The 17422-nt window shown below is 36.2% G+C and carries 14 protein-coding genes and 1 pseudogene; 10 read left to right on the forward strand and 5 right to left on the reverse strand.

Annotation, left to right across the window (positions count from 1 at the left end):
* A partial coding sequence (locus ACQV2Q_RS07150) for a hypothetical protein (protein ID WP_428882379.1) occupies window positions 1-272 on the reverse strand: 272 nt, incomplete at its 3' end.
* Window positions 273-1407: 1135 nt separating this feature from the next.
* On the opposite strand from ACQV2Q_RS07150, the gene ACQV2Q_RS07155 reads away from it, so the two are divergent.
* Window positions 1408-1575, forward strand: coding sequence for a hypothetical protein (locus ACQV2Q_RS07155; RefSeq protein WP_428874197.1), 168 nt, complete (start codon window positions 1408-1410; stop codon window positions 1573-1575).
* Between the two features lie 30 nt (window positions 1576-1605).
* A pseudogene (locus ACQV2Q_RS07160) lies at window positions 1606-1665 on the forward strand (DUF1295 domain-containing protein); the annotation flags it as partial.
* A gap of 315 nt (window positions 1666-1980) precedes the next feature.
* On the opposite strand, the gene ACQV2Q_RS07165 reads toward ACQV2Q_RS07160, so the two are convergent.
* The gene (locus ACQV2Q_RS07165; protein WP_428875341.1) at window positions 1981-4707 is read right to left on the reverse strand and encodes an ATP-binding cassette domain-containing protein; all 2727 of its coding nucleotides are present in this window, start codon (window positions 4705-4707) and stop codon (window positions 1981-1983) included.
* 631 nt (window positions 4708-5338) lie between these two features.
* On the opposite strand from ACQV2Q_RS07165, the gene ACQV2Q_RS07170 reads away from it, so the two are divergent.
* From ACQV2Q_RS07170 to ACQV2Q_RS07185, 4 genes are all read left to right on the forward strand, one after another.
* Window positions 5339-6238: a haloacid dehalogenase-like hydrolase gene (locus tag ACQV2Q_RS07170; protein WP_428882380.1), complete on the forward strand. Its 900-nt coding sequence runs from the start codon at window positions 5339-5341 to the stop codon at window positions 6236-6238.
* 115 nt (window positions 6239-6353) lie between these two features.
* Window positions 6354-7607 (forward strand): ABC transporter substrate-binding protein, encoded by a 1254-nt coding sequence (locus ACQV2Q_RS07175; RefSeq protein WP_428882382.1) that lies wholly within the window; start codon window positions 6354-6356, stop codon window positions 7605-7607.
* Between the two features lie 111 nt (window positions 7608-7718).
* Window positions 7719-8588: a carbohydrate ABC transporter permease gene (locus ACQV2Q_RS07180; RefSeq protein ID WP_428874202.1), complete on the forward strand. Its 870-nt coding sequence runs from the start codon at window positions 7719-7721 to the stop codon at window positions 8586-8588.
* Complete coding sequence (locus ACQV2Q_RS07185; RefSeq protein ID WP_428882383.1) at window positions 8581-9426, forward strand: carbohydrate ABC transporter permease; 846 nt, start codon at window positions 8581-8583, stop codon at window positions 9424-9426. Before ACQV2Q_RS07180 ends, ACQV2Q_RS07185 begins: the two co-directional genes overlap by 8 nt.
* Before the next feature lie 6 nt (window positions 9427-9432).
* Here the strand turns inward: ACQV2Q_RS07185 and ACQV2Q_RS07190 are convergent, their stop codons facing one another.
* Window positions 9433-10344 (reverse strand): hypothetical protein, encoded by a 912-nt coding sequence (locus ACQV2Q_RS07190; protein WP_428874205.1) that lies wholly within the window; start codon window positions 10342-10344, stop codon window positions 9433-9435.
* A gap of 80 nt (window positions 10345-10424) precedes the next feature.
* On the opposite strand from ACQV2Q_RS07190, the gene ACQV2Q_RS07195 reads away from it, so the two are divergent.
* The 4 genes from ACQV2Q_RS07195 (at window position 10425) to allB (ending at window position 15365) form a co-directional block, all read left to right on the forward strand.
* Entirely contained in the window at window positions 10425-11111 is a 687-nt protein-coding gene (locus ACQV2Q_RS07195) for a histidine phosphatase family protein (RefSeq protein ID WP_428882384.1), read from the forward strand.
* A gap of 138 nt (window positions 11112-11249) precedes the next feature.
* Entirely contained in the window at window positions 11250-12476 is a 1227-nt protein-coding gene (allC, locus tag ACQV2Q_RS07200) for an allantoate deiminase (protein WP_428874230.1), read from the forward strand.
* A gap of 23 nt (window positions 12477-12499) precedes the next feature.
* The gene (allW, locus tag ACQV2Q_RS07205; protein ID WP_428874207.1) at window positions 12500-13948 is read left to right on the forward strand and encodes an allantoin permease; all 1449 of its coding nucleotides are present in this window, start codon (window positions 12500-12502) and stop codon (window positions 13946-13948) included.
* A gap of 52 nt (window positions 13949-14000) precedes the next feature.
* A complete protein-coding gene (gene allB / locus ACQV2Q_RS07210; protein ID WP_428875337.1) occupies window positions 14001-15365 on the forward strand; it encodes an allantoinase AllB in 1365 nt (454 codons plus the stop codon).
* A 102-nt stretch (window positions 15366-15467) separates the two neighbouring features.
* Here the strand turns inward: allB and ACQV2Q_RS07215 are convergent, their stop codons facing one another.
* The gene (locus ACQV2Q_RS07215; RefSeq protein WP_428874210.1) at window positions 15468-16400 is read right to left on the reverse strand and encodes an AEC family transporter; all 933 of its coding nucleotides are present in this window, start codon (window positions 16398-16400) and stop codon (window positions 15468-15470) included.
* 23 nt (window positions 16401-16423) lie between these two features.
* Window positions 16424-17176 (reverse strand): alpha/beta hydrolase, encoded by a 753-nt coding sequence (locus ACQV2Q_RS07220; RefSeq protein WP_428874211.1) that lies wholly within the window; start codon window positions 17174-17176, stop codon window positions 16424-16426.
* Window positions 17177-17422 lie beyond the last annotated feature (246 nt).

Genomic DNA, 17422 nt, shown 5'->3' on the forward strand with positions numbered 1-17422 from the left:
GTACTTTCTTCTTTAGAGCTTATTTCTTTGGTACTCTCTTCTTTAGAGCTCTCTTCTTTGGTACTTTCTTCTTTAGAGCTTATTTCTTTGGTACTTTCTTCTTTAGTTGTTTCCTCTTCAGTTTCTTCATTCATCACTTCAGTAGCTGTTGTTTCATCAACGGATGTGTCAGTATTCGTGGTAGTGTTCTCATTTGTACAACCAACTAATAGGGCAATGGCTGATAGAGATAGCACTCCCACTTTCATCTGATTTAAAATTGATTTTTTCATTCAACTCTCCCTTTCATCAATAGAATTTATTAATCAGCAACAATAAAATGAATATGTTTATTTTATGACAAACATATTTCATTCAGCTTTATTGTACGAACGAAAACGCAACAAGTCAAACAATTCAATATTAAATTAGATATAAACAACATATATTATAGATGATGAAAACTTGCTAGAAAATTTATTATTAAATTTAATTATCAAATTATTCAAAATTACTTAGCATAGATTGCTTAAGGAGAATCATGTAGCCGGCTTATCTTGAAGCTTAAATATAAAATTTAAAAAGCAAAGCCTATGAATTATGTTAAGAGGGATTTTATTTTTTTGTTAGTCGCTTTATAGAAAGAAAGTGTATAAATGAATCAGCAAAAACACCTATTATAATTTGAAAGAATTAGCGAATACCCCAATTAAAGTCATTGATTCAAAATTTAATTCAGGCGCTCAGTGACTGGTGGTTAAAAAAGCTGCAGAAGTTTTAGCCGCTAGAGAGGACTTTTAAGAAACGGTTAAAAGAATAGAAGGAACTATTAAGAAAACGCATCTCTTTATCAACGCTCCTACCTTGAAATATATGTTAAATCAGGATGCATAGCTAGGGCGCAGGTTTTTGTTGCCAATAAGGTCATTTTAAAACCAGTAGTCTCGATGGATGAGGTTGGCGGCGGGGTAGCAATAGGTATGACCATTAGTTAAAAGGGTAATATTAAAAAGATTTAAAAATGAGTTAATAATTGTATGCAAGAGCATACAATTATTAACTATGCTAGTGTTCATGCCTATGGAGGCCAATGCGTGCAAGAATTTGAGGAATATTAAACTTAATTAATTAGTAGGGGGCTAGATTATACGATGAAATTTTAGCATTTGTAGCGATGAGTGCGAGGATAGGTTCGGTCGCTATCGCCTTAACTATTGAATCGAATAAGAAGGGGGTTAACTGGATTTTAAAAGGGTAATTATATATAGTGTGTTATTTATAGTCACCTTGGTGATCGCCACTCAAGGCTTTACGACTAAGATGGAGGTGGCTTGATGTTGCCACTTCTTTTCCCCTTTATTTATTTCACTATTATTTTTTAAAATTAAGGGCAACTCAATTGTCGATATAGGGTGGGGCTTAGTCTTTGTGTTGCAAGGAATCTTTAATTTTATTGTCGGCTCGGTAAGCTATTCGATTATTAAATACAATCAATTTGATTTTTCTATGAGTCATAATTACATTGTAATAATTAGCTTGCTAATTGCTGACATTGGTCTGTTTTTCGAAGTGGTTGGCGATGAACAAATTAGATAACACATAAATAAAAACACAGGCAAATGACTCCGAACAGACTTATGGTCAATGCCCCGTCATCCTAATTATTTTAGAGAGATCTTAGTTTAGGTCGACCTATATATTAGTGGGTTCACCTTATTATTTATTCAAGTCGTTCATCCTGTTTATTATATCGTTCTAGTTATTTCTCCTCTAGTAATGGCGACAGTATTGATAAAAATATCTATTCCTTTATTAGAAAAAACATGTAGTAATATGAAGGTTGGCAAGAATATACTCAAAGAGTCCCTATGTTATTTCCATGGGGCAAGAAATAACATCTAATAAAATAACTTCCTAACAAACTGTTTTGAGACAGTTTGTTAGGAAGTTATTTTGTATTAAAGTTCGAAGTTAAAATGGATAGGAGGTTGGAGGTCAAATCTATTCACTACGAAGAGCTTCAACCGGGTTTTTGCGTGAAGCTTGTTTAGATGGAATTAAACCAGCAATAAATGATAGTAGAATGCTTAAGCCAATTAAGATAAGGGCATTTTTAAAAGATAAGCTGACTGTGACCTCTTCTAATAAGTGCAGCAATAAATTGTTTAAAGGAGTGTGTAATAAATAAGTAAACCCGATGCCTAATAATCCTGAAAACAAGCCGATAATAATCGTTTCAGCATTAAAAACCGTTGAAATATTTCTTTTTGAGGCGCCGATGGCTCTTAGAATACCAATTTCTTTTGTGCGTTCTAATACTGAGATATAAGTGATGATCCCGATCATAATCGATGATACGAGTAATGATACGCTGACAAAAGCAATGAGAACGTAGGTAATAACATTCACAATTTCCGAAACAGAAGACATGATTAAGCCGGCAAAGTCGGAGTAGGTAATTTTTTCCTTTTCACTAACAGTCTGATTATAAGCTTCAATTGCGTCAGAAATAGCTTCTTTATCAGCAAAATCATCAGCATAAATACTGATTGCAGAAGGATTTTCAGTAGAAACGACACCAAATTCTTTTAAATTAGTGTCGTAACTAGCCGGTGCAATTGAAGAATCATAAATTTCAAGAAGGGACGAATCATCCAGGTCTTTAACGACTTGATTAAATGGATCCGCGATATTAGCCGGATTGTCAGCTAAATTTGGCTCTGTTGTTGCGAACGGTTCTAAGCTTTGCTGTTTTGCTTGAATTTGCTTAATAAATTCAGCTTGTTGACTGAGGGTGAAATCCTCTAAATAATGATAGACATCTTCAATTTTTTCTCTATCGTTAGCTGCTTCAAAAGCTAGACCATTTAAAACGTTGGTTTTTGGTTGCTTTTTTTGTGCTTGAACGATGTCACTTTGATTGACATAAGCCATTAAAAAGTTTCTTAATTTGCGTGTATAAGCAAGCGGAGTGCGAATGGTTAAGGTTTTAGCATTATCAACTGGTTGAATGATACCGGAAATTTTTATCGGGATAGCTTTTTCTTTAACAACTTTTTCAATCGTTAAGGGATCGTCAGTCAGTTTTTGATAATTACCTCGCGCGTTTTTCTCATAGTAATCACTGCGAGGTAATAAATAAAAAGTTTGATTGCGTAGGTCTTTAAACCGAAGTGTCTTTTTTTCGAGGTGAAGTTCTTCATCATTTTCTATTTGATTGAGAATTTTCTCATAATCTTCAGAGGGGAGCATGCCAAACTCGTAAAAATCAGAAAGGCTGATTTCATTGGCTTCATTTACAACCAGCACCATCTCATTATATTTTTCAGGCCATTTACCATCGATTAAATGATAATTATCCTTTACAACTGGGCTAATAACTTGCTCACCTTGACCTGGAAGAAGTTCGCTAATTTTTGTGTTGGGTTGATTAAACGAGTTTGAAGGGGAACTAAAGTTTGTTCTTGGTTGTCGATTCACACTTTCAAAAGAACTACCATCAGTATTGATCAAACGCTCATTTTCGTCGTAGGCGAATAAATCAAAATTGATAGCGTAAGAATAAACGATACCATTTTTGCCGACATAGTTAGAAAGTTTATTGTCATCTTGATCTAAATATTTTTTGAAAGCTGTTAAATTATTTTGGCGAAAAGAAGAATTGAACTCACTCATTTGTTCAAGCGATTCATTGTTACTGTAGATGACGTCTAAATTTTCATTGTTAGAGTCGGTATCTTCTGTTTCTTTAGTAGAAGTTTCCGCTCTTCTTGCCGACATTAATTGATTAAAGTCGACAGACTCTTGTTCAATGGTTATTGGATAGGCCGACATAGTCTCTTCTTGGACGTTATCAATATAGTTATTCACGCCGGTCGATAGCGATAGAATGAGGGCAATTCCAATAATCCCGATGGACCCTGCAAAAGCTGTCAAAAACGTTCGGGCTTTTTTAGCGTTTAAATTATTAAAACTTAACGACAAGGCCGTAAGAAACGACATGGAAGACTTGCCCATGCTTTCATGCTTAGAGTTTTTGTTTTCTTCAATGGCTAAAGGATGGGTGTCAGAAATGACTTTGCCGTCTTGCAATTCAATAATGCGGTTGGAGTATTGGTGAGCCAATTCAGCATTATGAGTAACCATCACGACCAAACGTTTTTTGGCAACGTTTTTTAATAGGTTCATTATTTGAAGGCTAGTCTGTGTATCTAAGGCTCCTGTCGGTTCATCGGCTAAAAGAATATCTGGCTCATTGACTAATGCTCGTGCGATCGCAACTCGTTGCATTTGCCCCCCAGATAATTGATTGGGCTGTTTGTTGATATGATCTTTTAACCCTACTTCCTCTAAGGCTTTGATAGCTTTTTGCTTCCGAAGCTTGGCTGAAATTCCTGAAATAGTAAGTGCCAATTCAACATTGGATAAAACGGATTGGTGAGGGATTAAATTATAGCTTTGAAAGACAAAACCGACCGAGTGGTTGCGGTATGAATCCCAGTCTTTGTCTTTATAATTTTTGGTTGAAATGCCATTAATAATAATATCACCACTGTCATAGCGGTCCAAGCCGCCAATGATATTGAGTAACGTCGTTTTACCTGACCCGCTGTGACCTAAAATAGATACAAACTCATTGTCTCTTAAATTGAACGTCACATTATCCAAGGCTTTTTGCTTAAAGCCCCCTGTATGGTAACTTTTGGTTATTTTTTCTATTTGGTGCATTGTAAAACTCCTTCATTGAAAGATTTACGAATAAATGGTAATAGTCTCATTTCAAACAAAGTATATCACTAATACCGACCTAATTCGATCCTAGCGCAAACAAAAAATAGCAACACAATATCTTCCACCTAAAAAAACTCAAGTCGAAAGTTTTAAGGTATGCGTGGGAAGCCTTGCGATAAAATAGCAAGTGTGATCAATTGTCTGATAAGGATGTTTTTTATATTGTTAGCTTAATGGGACATGAACGACTAAAATAATCCGTCAGGTAACGATTGGAGCATTATTTTATAATATAAATCTATCAGTTTCTAAAATGACACCAAGGGGAGCTAGTTTGTAGGATGCTTAAAGGGAACAGTGCATAAGTTTTCCAAGCAATAGCCATTGTGGCCTACCACTTAATTAAATAGAATTTTAAGAAGTTATCTAATAAATCAGGCCTATTTATCAGAAACTCTGATAGGTCCGCGGCCTGTTAGTAAGTTATAATAGCATCAGGAATATTATTTAGATGCATCCATCCAAGATGTTGAGAGTGGTTTTGTTTATAGGAAGCCTGTTGTTCACAAAAGCGGTAGGACTTAAATAATGCTAGTGCAACTAATAGAAAAAGAGCGAGGGGTTAATTTTGAATAGTAAGCGTATGTTAGATTGTTTCGCAAGTGATTTTGCTACGATGACTTCCTCGGATTTACTCAATAGTATACGAGCTAATGAAGGCAGAACTTTATTAGTAGAATTAAGAGAAGATCGAACTCCTCACCTACCTGATCTTACTAACAGTGAACTTGCTCGAGCCGCTGGTGCGGATTTGATTTTGCTCAATCAAGTAGATGTTTTTAATCCAAAGATATGGGCTTTACCAGATACGCCACATCCAATTGAAACTTTGAAACAGTTTGTCCAACGTCCCATCGGTGTCAATTTAGAACCGGTAGCCAGTGAGGGACATTATTTGGAAAAAGTAAAGAGCCTAGTTGAGGGGCGTATATGTAGTGTTGAAAGCTTAAAAAGAGTGGAAGAATTGGGGTTAGATTTTATATGCTTAACAGGAAACCCACAATCCGGAGTTAGTAATCAGGCAATAGTAGAAGGTATTCGTCTGGCGAAAAACCATTATTCTGGTATTGTGATTGCTGGCAAAATGCATGGGGCAGCCTATGATGAACCTATTTCTTCAGAAGAATGGGTGCAACACTTTTTGACAGCTGGGGCTGAAATTATCATATTACCTCAAGTTGGAACCGTGCCTGGTTACTCGATGGAAGAGTTTAGGCGCAGTTGTCAGTTGATTCACAAAGTGGGGGCTTTGAGTTTAGCAGCTAACGGGACGAGTCAGGATTGTTCACAAAAAGAGGTGGTTACTCAATTGGGATTAACTGCTAAAATAGGTGGTGCAGATATTTTGCATATTGGTTGTTCAGGTAGTGGGGGCATTGCCCCGTTTGAAAATATTATGCAATTATCGATTGCCATTCGAGGGTTGAATCACACGCTTAGAAGAATGGCCATATCCAATCTTCGATAAAGACTCTGCTTCAAGACTTATTACTAAAAAAGATGGAAAGGATGTGGTAGGCTAGAATAGATAATTATTTAGGGATTTAGTCATTCCAACAACTTAAAGAATAAAGGAGAAAAATATGAAAAAAACATTAAAAAGCATCTTAGCAGCATCGCTCACTTTATCAACTGTGTTAGCACCTTTAACAGCTATGGCTCAAGAAGAAAATGCAGGTATAGAAATTAGCTTTATGATTCCTGATTGGGGAGCTCCATCGGATGAAATGTTGGCTAGATTTGAAGAAGAGTATGGGATTAAAGTCAATGTTTTACCAACTAGTTGGGACGATATTCGTGATAAGTTAGCGATTGCAGCTGCAAGTAACACGGTGGCAGCGGATGTCTTTGAAGTAGATTGGTCTTGGATGGGAGAATTCACCAGCGCAGATTGGTTGGCTCCTATTGATTTGCCAGATGCGGATGCTTTTCCAGCAATCGAGCAATTTATGCTAAACGATGAGGTCTATGCAGTCCCTTATGCAAATGATTTTCGGATTGCCTACTACAATACAAAAATGTATGAGGAGGCTGGCTTAGAAGAACCGCCAGTAACTTGGGATCAAGTGATGGAACAAGCTAAAACTATTAAAGATGCTGGAATTACAGAATACCCAGTATCGCTTCCGTTAGGTGCGGATGAAAATTTAACGACTACTTTCTTCTGGTTGGCTTATACACGCAATGGTATTATATTTAATGAGGATAATACTTTGAATGAAGAAGCGTCTCTCGATGCATTAACTATTATTAAGGCTTTATCAGATGAAGAATTAATTAATCCAGGTAATGTGAACGGTTCGGGAATGGACGCTTACAGACAGATTAACTCAGGAGATACTGCCTTTATAGTAGGCCCATCTTCATTTGTTGGTCGCGTTAATAATGAAGAGGAGTCAACAGTAGTTGGACAGGTAAAACCAATTTTACTGCCAGGTGTTGATGCAAACGCTGAAAGAACAGTACCTTTCCAAGAAGCAGTAGGTATTTCACCAAATACTGAAAATATGGAAGCTGCTCAAACCTTCGTTAAGTGGTATACTTCCGAAGAAACTCAATTAGAATTATTTGATGCAGTAGGAGCACTTCCTACACGATTAAGCATCTTACAGCAGCTAATTGATGAGGAAAAGATTAAAAACACAGGTGCGATGGTTGAATTGGCTGAAATGGTTGAATCACCATTCCCAAATGGGGTGCCAGAATATTACACCGAAATGAGTGCCGAAATTTATAATACTATCAATAAAATGGTAACTTCAGATCTTTCTGCCGAAGAGGTTGTTAAAGAATTAGTTGAAAAAGTAAATAGTGTTGTTGAGGAATTTGCTGAGTAATTAATAATAAATCTAGGTGTAGTACACTACACCTAGATTTAAATTTTTAAGGGTTGATCCGTGCTATTATAAAAATGATAGTAGGGATCAATGATTTAAAAGGAGTTTATTATGAAAAAATCTAAAAAAGCCATTTTTCTAATCTTACCCATGATGCTTATCATGGGATTGTTCGTCTACTTACCAATTGTACGCACCTTCATCTACAGTCTTCATGCGTTTAAATTAAGTAGACCAGACCGCTTTAAGTTTATCGGACTCGATAATTATAAAGAGGTTTTACTCTCAGAAGATTTTCATCATGCTTTTCAAAATAGTTTGATGGTTTTTTTATTAGTCGTCTTTTTAACCGTCATTTCCAGCATTATTGTGGGACTTTTGCTCAATAAGCGGACAGTTATTAGCCCAATGCTAACGGGTATTGCAATTGTTCCTTGGGCTTTGCCCCCCCTAGTTAATGGTATTGTCTGGCAATTTATTTTTCATCCCAGTTATGGTTTTATGAATAAATTATTGATGAGTCTTTCAATTATTGATCAGCCAGTTGCTTGGATTAATAATCGTTATTTACTCCTAATTGTCGTTTCAATTGTAATTGCTTGGCGGGTGGTACCTTTTTGTGCCATTTTAATTTTGGCAACCCTACAAACAATTCCTAAAGAAATCTACGAAGCGGCTAAAATGGATGGTGCCAGTCGTTATTCAGAGTTTTTCTATATAACGCTAAGAATGATTTTGCCTACACTTTCAATTGTGTTAATCCAAGCAACTATGGCAGGTTTAAATGTTTTTGATGAGGTAATTTCTTTAGTAGGTTACCGTTATGAAGGACAAACCCTTTTAATATATAATTATTTAAATACCTTTAGCTTTTTAGACTTTGGTCTAGGGTCAGCGATTACCTATATAATCATGATTTTATCGGGGATTATTGGTTACTTTTATATTCGTTCGCTAAGATTGGAGGGAGATCATGCTTAAAAATAAACGTTGGGATTGGTTATACATTATAACTGTAATTATCTTTCTGCTATTCACTTTAGGTCCCCTTATTTGGGCTTTTATAATTAGTGTCACCCCTAAAGCAGAATTAATGAAAGCGGGAGGTCGCTTTCTACCCAGTCAAGCAACTTTTACAAATTATCAAAGCTTGTTTGATCCGACAGATAAGGCACATATAACCATTTTTAATGGCTTAAAGAATTCCTTAATTAGTTCCTTATATACTCTCTTTATTGGGGTACCTTTAGCTGTTTTAACCAGTTACGCTATGGTGCGTTTTCGCTTTCGCTTACGAAAAGTGATTTTACGCTTATTATTGATTACCATCGTTATTCCTGTGTTTACCACCATCATTCCAATATTTGCTATTTTTTCAAACTATCAGTTGCTGGATAAGCTTTTCTGGATTAGTGTCATTTATGTGACTGCTTTTTTACCTCTAGCAACTTGGATGTTGATTACGCATTTTAATAAGATTCCTAAAGAAATGTGGGAAGCAGCAGAACTCGATGGTTGTACAGAATGGCAGCTTTTCTGGAGGGTGATTTTACCCATGTCACGAACAGCTATTATTACCTGTGTCTTAATTCTCTTGTTAATGAGTTGGAGCCAATTTCAAATCCCAATGATTTTAACGTCAACTCAGAATAATAAAGTAATTACCCTAGTTCTATCTGAGTTTATGACAAGAGATGCTATTGACTATAGTATGATTGCAGCCTCTGGTTTAATAGCTATTATTCCACCAGCAGTTATCGCAATGATTTTTAGAAAAGATCTTGTATCAGGTTTATCAGCAGGGTCAATTAAAGGATAGTATTTCCTAGAAAGGAACAATCCCCACTCCAATTCCCAGAAATGAAAGATGACTTTTTGCTCTTCTTTGCAAACTAGTGATTTGAGGCATTGAGTCAGGATGGATATCTTTAGAACCATAAATATGCTCTAAGGCCATATCAGGATAGGCAGAATGGGCGATTAGGTCAAAGTTACTTGAAAAAGATAGAATATTGCTTTGAGATCCTAATAAAAATGAGTTGTTAGGATTTAAGAGCCAAGAATAACAGTAAAAGTATTGTGCTGGGAAATTAGTTAAATATCTTTTTTTAAAGGCTCGAGCTAAGTAAAAAGCAGTTGAAGAGTGTGCTTCATCAATTAAACTATCTTGCATGATGTGGACACTAATAATAGGGAGAGCATCTTGAAGGATTTTACTACCGTTATTAATGTAAGAAATGTCTTTAGGAAGAGTGGCTGAATCAAAAAGAGTAAATTCAAATTGAAGCTCGCCTAACTTGAAAATCCTAAGACGAAAGATACGTGCTAACCATTCAAAATCATCTGTTGATAAACCGACAGACTGGGATAAGTTAATACGTAAAAAAAGGTCGGATAGTGTATTTTGTAATATATTAAGAGGGAGATCGTACTTTTTATACAGCTCTATTAAAGCTTGAATACATACAATCATAATGACCAATTGTTGCCAATCATTTAGTTGAATATTAGTTAGCAGAAAGTCTTGCTTAATAATTTGCTGTAAAACTGCCAAGTAAACTGTTTGATTATCTTTAAAGTCTTTTAACGCTCTTTGAATGGTTGTTAATTCAATCTGGCGAGACTTAATGGTTTGAGACTGATTGTATTTTTGACAAAAGGTTTGGATTTGTTGGCTATCAATCGAAAAGTTTTTAAACCAGTTTTGGTAGAAATACGAGTATGATAAGTAGGTCATGGTTGCTCCTCCTTGAAGATTTAAAATAAGTATAGCACGGGATCCTACTAAGCACACAAATTTGTTAAAGGAATGATTAAATGTCTAACGGGTTAACCATATATTTTGTCCGTCATGGTGAAACGTTTTTTAATAAGAATGGGCGTACCCAAGGGTGGTGTGATCCTTTATTGACAGCAGAAGGGATTCAAGCAGTTAAAGATTTAGGCGAAAAATTAAGTAAGGTTAAATTTGATGCGGCGATTGTAAGTGATTTAAAGAGAACACGTACCACAGCCGAAATTCTTATTGAACAAAGTATCTATCCGAATTGGATGATTCCCATTATAGAAATGGCAGATTTTCGAGAAATTAGCTTTGGTTCCTTTGAAGGTATGGAAAGCTATCAAACTTGGGATATCATAAGGAGATATTTGGGTTTTGATTCTGTAGAGAGTATGTTGAGAAATACAACAGAAAAACAAAGGCTGACAGCATTACAACCTGCTGACCCTCTAGGTCAAGGAGAAGACTATGCTGTTTATTGTAAGCGTCTTAAAGAAGGAATGGATAAATTGTTTAATGAATTAATTGAGACGGAGGCTTGTATCTTATTTGTTGGACACAGTATCAATATTCGCCATATACTTCAAATTTTATTACCAAAAACAGAACATATTGATGAGTTTTATGATATGCGGTCTATGAATAATGGGGGCGTGGTAATTATTCAAAAAGTAAGAGAGAGCTTTAAACTCAAACAGTTTATAGACAAAAAGTTCGCTTAACTAACAGAGGGTTGTTTTTGTTCACTTTATACAAAATACATTGTAAAGTTGAGCAAATATAACAATGAGAAATGAAACCGTTTTACACTATAATGTATGCAAGATACAAATGGGCAAAATTTGGAAAGGGTGCGAACTATGATAAAAATTTCACCAGCAGAAATCGATCGCCAAATGGATTGGATTTCGAGTATTTCTGATAAAGAAGGAAAAGGTACTACAAGACTTTTATATAGCAAATCATGGATTGAAGCTCAGAATGCCTTGAAAGAACTTTTTGAAAAAGAGGGGATGAAGGTAGAGTTCGACGAAGTAGGGAATATGTTTGCAACAGTTGAAGGTAGTGAAGAGCCAGAATCAATCATCGCCTCAGGATCGCATATTGATACAGTTGTTGATGGTGGTCGTCTAGATGGCCAATTGGGTATTATGTCTGCCTACTTAGCGATTAAGGGGTTGGTTGAAGAATACGGCCAACCAAAGAAATCTTTGCGAATTGTTTCGATGGCAGAAGAGGAAGGCTCTCGTTTTCCATATGCCTTTTGGGGATCTAAAAATATTTTTGGTTTAGCGAAAAAAGAAGATGTTGAAACCATTAAGGACAATGACGGTGTTCCTTTTGAGACAGCTATGAAGGAAGCAGGCTTTAATTACCTTGTAGATTCTCCACGCTTTAATCACTTTGATGCTTTTGTAGAATTACATATTGAACAAGGAAACTTCTTGGAAAATGCAGGCAAAAAAGTTGGGGTTGTTAATGCCATAGTGGGGCAAAAACGCTACACCATTAAATTAAAGGGTGAAGCTAATCATGCCGGAACGACCTTAATGAGATATCGTAAAGATGTCATCGACTGTTACGCTAGAATTGTTTCTGAAGTCATTGATAAAGCAAATGAAATTGGCGATCCTTTAGTCGTAACCTTTGGCCACGTAGAAGTAAAGCCTAATGTGGTGAATGTTGTTCCTGGAGAAATGGAATTTTCAATTGATACTAGACACACTAACCAGGAAGCTCTCGATGAGTTTGCTGTATTTATTGAAACAACTATTGAGAAACATTGTCATGAAAAAGCGATTGAAGTAGAAATGAATTTATGGATGAATGAGCCACCAGTGCCAATGGATCCTGAGATTGTTAAAGTTTTAGAAAAAGTTTGTCAGGATAACCAATTAAATTATCAAATCATGCATTCAGGAGCGGGGCATGATTCACAGATATTTGCTCCACAAGTTCCAACAGCTATGATCTTCGTTCCTTCCATCAAAGGAATTAGTCATAATCCGGAAGAACATACCGAGGCGGTGGATATTGTTGAAGGGATACAAGCTTTAGCAGAGGCCTTAAAAGAATTGGCCTATTAAAATAATTTGGAGGACTTTTAATAATGGAACATAATGATGTCTTAGTAAGACAAGAACAAATTGATTTGTTTAAATCAAGGGGATATACCAATGATGACATATTGCCTAATAAGCCAGAACAACGTAGTATGTCAACACTTAACTTCTTTACTCTGTGGATGGGATCGGTCCATAATATTCCTAATTATCTAACTGTTGGTGGCTTTCTAGCTTTAGGGGTGGCACCTATTCACGTGTTCTTAGCTATCATTTTGGCGGGACTAGCAGTAGCGGGACTAATGACAGTTAACGGTAAAGCAGGGTCTATGTATGGCATTCCATTTGCCATTCATTTACGTTCTGTTTATGGTAGTGCAGGATCTAAATTGCCTGGCTTTCTAAGGGGAGTTGTGGCAGCTATTGCTTGGTTTGGGGTCCAAAACTATGCAGGTTCGAAAGCTTTGTTGATCTTAGTAAGTAGAATTTGGCCAGCTTTCTTGAATGTTGGTGAAGGCATTAATATTTTAGGCCTTTCTGTACCGGCCTTTTTATCATTTGTAGTCTTCTTCTTGATCAATGTAATGATTGGCTTAGGGGGAGGCCGCGTATTAAACAAGTTTACAGCTATACTAAATCCACTTATTTATGTTGTGTTCGGAGGAATGGTTGTTTGGGGATTGAGTGTAGCGGGCGGGTTTGGACCAATTTTCGACCATGTAACAGCTGTTAATCAATCGGTTGCAACCCCTCTAGCCTATTTGATTATTATTGCATCTACCTTATCTGTTTGGGCAGCTCCAGGAGTAAGTGTTTCTGACTTTACTCAAAACGCAACTTCCACCAAGTCTCAAACAATAGGACAAATCTTATCGTTGTTAGTTGGGTATGTCATTTTTGCTTTTGCAAGTATCACTGTTTTAAATGGTGCGGCCATTACTGGTGTTTCACATCAAGGAGATGTCTTACAAATTATTAATCAATGGGACTCTATGCCGGCTATTTTCTTGGCTTCTTTTGTCTTATTGATGACAACCGTTTCAACTAATGCGACTGGTAATATTATTCCAGCAGCCTTCCAGTTAACAGCTCTTTTTCCACAAAAAATTAATTATCGTAAAGGTGTTATCATCGCAAGTATTATCAGTTTTATCATAATGCCTTGGAAATTCATGGAGTCAGGGAGTGTAATTCTAGTTTTCCTTAACTATATTGGAAGCTTGTTAGGCCCTGTAGCCGGTGTTATGATTGCTCACTTCTACTTTGTGGACAAACAAAAGATCGACTTGGATTTACTATACTATTCACCAGAGCAAGCAGCGGATAACCCTTATTCTGGTGTCAATAAGAAAGCTTATATCGCAACCATTTGTGGGTTTGTTGTTTCAATTGTCGGACAATTTATCCCAGCCCTAGAGTTTCTGTCCCAAATCTCTTGGATTGATGGTTTTGTAGTGGGATTACTTGTTTACTTTGTATTAAATCGTGCAGAATAATTAAATTTAATTATTTTGGACGCTTAATAAAAATTTATTAGGAGGTTATTTTATGTCATATGATTTAGTCATCAAGAATGGTCAAGTCATTTTAGAAAGCGGCGCAGTTGTGACCGATTTGGCAGTCAAAGACGGAAAGATTGCTGCAATTGGTGAAAATTTATCGGCTGAGCAAGAGGTTGACGCTAAAGGATTAATTGTTAGTCCGGGAATGTTTGATTGTCACGTTCATATTACTGAAAATGGTGGAGGGTATCGTGATGAGTGGGAAGGTTATGTTACAGGAACTTCTGCTTGTGCTAAGGGAGGAGTAACTTCTTTCTTAGAAATGCCATTGAACCAAGTACCAGCAACAACTGATGAAGCGAGTATTAAGGACAAATACCAATCTGGTCAAGGTAAATTAAAAGTGGATGTTTTCTCATTTGGAGGACTCGTTCCTTATAATGTTGAAACAGGTGGTATTCAAGAATTAAATGAGAACGGTGTAACGGCCTATAAATGTTTTATGGCAACTTGTGGCGACCGTTCAATTGATGGAGACTTCCAAAATGTGGATGACTATTCACTCTACGAAGGGATGAAACAAATTGCGAAGACAGGAAAAGTTCTAGCTATCCATGCTGAAAATGCAGCGATTACTGATCGCCTAGGTGAAAAAGCAAAAGCGGAAGGCAAATCAAAATTGTCAGAGTATGTGGCGACTCGTCCAGTCTTTACAGAGGTGGAACCTATTCAACGAGCAATTCTTTTTGCTAAAGAAACAGGCTGTCGTATTCATATCTGTCACGTGGCTTGCCCAGAAGGTGTGGAAGCAGTTATTAAAGGGCAACAAGAAGGTGTCGATGTCACTTGTGAGACTTGTTTACATTATTTATACTTTACAACAGACCAATTAGATGCTATTGGAAATGTGGCTAAATGTTCACCACCAATCCGTGATAAAGAAGCTCAAGATGGTTTATGGGATTATGTCTTTTCAGGGGATATTATTTCATCAATCTCTGATCATTCTCCATGTACCCCAGACTTGAAAGATAAAGAAAATGCATTTGATGCTTGGGGCGGTATCTCAGGCGTACAAAATGATGTCGATGTGTTCTTTGATGAAGCAGTTAATAAGCGTGGTATGTCTCTTGAGCAATTTGCACAAGTGATTGCGACACAACCAGCCCGTCGTTTTGGTATTGATGATACAAAAGGAAGCTTATCAGTAGGCAAAGATGCAGATATCGTTTTAATTGATCCTAATAAATCTTACGTCTTAACTGCTGAAGATTTAGAATATCGCAATAAGATCAGTCCTTATATTGGTAGCGAAATTGGTGCAACTGTTATGGCTACTTATGTAAGAGGACATGAGGTTTATAGCATAGATAAGGGAGTAACAGAGGAGTTTGTTGGAGAATTTAAATAATTAAATATAGACTAATTTGTTTTCAGAAGAAGCAAATAGTCCCTAAGAATAGATTGGATCTAATTCTTAGGGGTTTTTTAATACCAACAGAAGACTTTTTAATTAGAAGAGCAAAGTGATGATTGGTATGGTAACGACTGAGAGCAGAGAAGTCATAAAGACCATCTGACTAGCAAACTCAGGATGATTGTCGTAATTTTGAGCAAACATAGCTACATAAGATGCTGTCGGCATAGCTAACATGATAGTCGGAATAATTAACTCATAGTTTGAGAAATTAAAAGCTTTTAAAGTAAAGAGAATTATTAGAGGTATAAAAACGAGTTTGAGTAAAGCTTGAATATATAAGAATTTATTAGCGAATATCTTAGAAATATCACTGCGCGATAGAATTAAACCAACAACAATCATGGCTAGCGGTGAAGTTGCCGGGCTTAAAATATTCAAAACTTTATCCAAGGGTTGAGGAACTCGCCAACTAAAAAGAAAGAAGATTAAACCAACGACTATCGATAAGATGCCGGGACTTAGAACAATTTTTTTCCAATTAAATTCTACCTTACCTGAACCGTTTCTTCCCATTAAATAAATACCAATTGACCATGAGACAGTTTCAAATAAAAACCCGGCGCCGATAACAGCATAGAATAGAGCTTCTTCTCCTAAGAGATTACTAACAATAGGGTAACCCATAAAAGAGGTATTAGATAAAAGAAGGGCCACTCTAAAAACATCCTGCTCGGAAATACTTAACTTAGTTTGTTTAGCAACTAACCATCCTAATAACAACATACCAGCATAACAAACGGCTACAATTATTAGAATTGTAAAAGCTCTTTGCACACGTTCAATATTAAAATCTAATTGCATGGCATTAAAGATGGTTGCCGGCATGGTGATATACAAAACAAGGTTGGTAATATCTTTTTGACCTTGAGCACTGATTACTTTCCACCTACCAGCAAAAAAGCCAATAATAATAAGAATGAATAAGACGAGCACACTTTGAAGCGTGGACATAAAATCTAACTGCATAAAAACATCCTTTCAATTTTTATTTAATTTGATAACGAATCAAGCCACTCTATGACTTGCAGATAAACCTCTCTCCCTTTTGTTAAATTTGTTCGATCGAAATCATGATCTGCAGAAGCAACCTCAATCAAATGACTTTGATTAGCGAATTTGTTTAGTTGTTTTGATTGTTGAATGGGAACATCAGGGTCTTTATCAGCATGGACAAGAAGTAAAGGAGGTAGTAGGTTAATTTGCTCTTTAGTGAGTGAAAAACTGTTTGGATCATCCGTTAGAAATTCAATCCAATTTCCAACTTGTCTACAATAGAGGTAGATTAAATAACGCTCATTTTCGTTTCCCTGACTGATAGGTTTGTTTTGAATGAAAGTCTCGATTAATTCTTTGGACACTTTCGCAAATTTATTATGGTAAGGATTAGGATAGATAAAGTTTGCATCATTTAACTTGTAATAGCCATAAAAGCTGATGATAGTTTTCAACCATTTAGAAGACCTTCTTGTAGCTAGTTGTAGGGCAAGATAAGCTCCGGCTGACCGGCCAAATAGATTGTACGAAGGATCTATTTGGCCTGCTAATTGATAACCTGCATTTTGATACCATTCAAGAGTTTTGCTTAAAAGATTAATGATTTGCTCTAAATTACTTTCAGGAGCTAATAAGTAGTCAAGAGCTAGTATCGAATATCCTTTACTGTTAAGTAATTCGATATATTCGCCCGGCAAGTCTTCGCGTTGGCCAAAAATCAGTCCACCACCGTGAAGATAAATCAACATCTGGCTTTGTGGCAGTGAAGATCTATATAGTGTAGCTGAAATTTTATAGTGAGGAGTTTGAAAAACATCAATTATTTGTCGAATTTAAATCACCTTCTTCTAAATAGGGAGATGGAGCCCATTCTTGTAAGGTTATTTTAACATTCTTTTTAACGCATCCACTACAAATTTAAAATGAAAGAAACCTTATTTTTGTTCGAAATGAACAAAAGAAGGCGTTTTATTTGTAAACTGAGCAATCGAATT

Origin of the sequence: Facklamia sp. P12950, assembly GCF_050409465.1 — a bacterium.
Taxonomy (GTDB): Bacteria; Bacillota; Bacilli; order Lactobacillales; family Aerococcaceae; genus Facklamia.